This is a genomic window from Microbacterium sp. GbtcB4 (assembly GCF_019091465.1).
In the GTDB taxonomy this organism is placed as follows: domain Bacteria; phylum Actinomycetota; class Actinomycetes; order Actinomycetales; family Microbacteriaceae; genus Microbacterium; species Microbacterium paraoxydans.
The window spans coordinates 1-297 of sequence record NZ_JAGXJJ010000055.1; the positions used below are offsets into that span (position 1 = coordinate 1).

Here is a 297-nt window from a genome sequence, read left to right on the forward strand (position 1 = left end):
GCGGGACGACCCCGTCGAACGAGGTGCCGGCGACGACGCGATCCTCGATCACGGGCACCCCGTACTGCGCGCCGAGCTCGGCCACACGGTGCCGGGCCGCCGCGGGCAGTCGCGTCCCCGTGGGATTCTGGTGGTGCGGGGTGAGCGCGACGAGCACGGGACGCAGCCGGGCCATCGCCTGCTCCAGCGCGTCGGCGTCGAGGCCGTCCGCGCCCATCGGCACGCCGTGCACGGTGCCGCCGCGCGGCCCCACCGAGTCGGTCACGCCCGGCCAGGTGATCTCCTCCCCGTGCACGA

At 76.4% G+C, this 297-nt stretch carries 1 protein-coding gene; it reads right to left on the reverse strand.

Annotation, left to right across the window (positions count from 1 at the left end; translation table 11 throughout):
• The coding region (locus KVS71_RS17260) for an aminotransferase class I/II-fold pyridoxal phosphate-dependent enzyme (RefSeq protein ID WP_217585131.1) at positions 1-297 on the reverse strand (297 nt) is incomplete at both ends.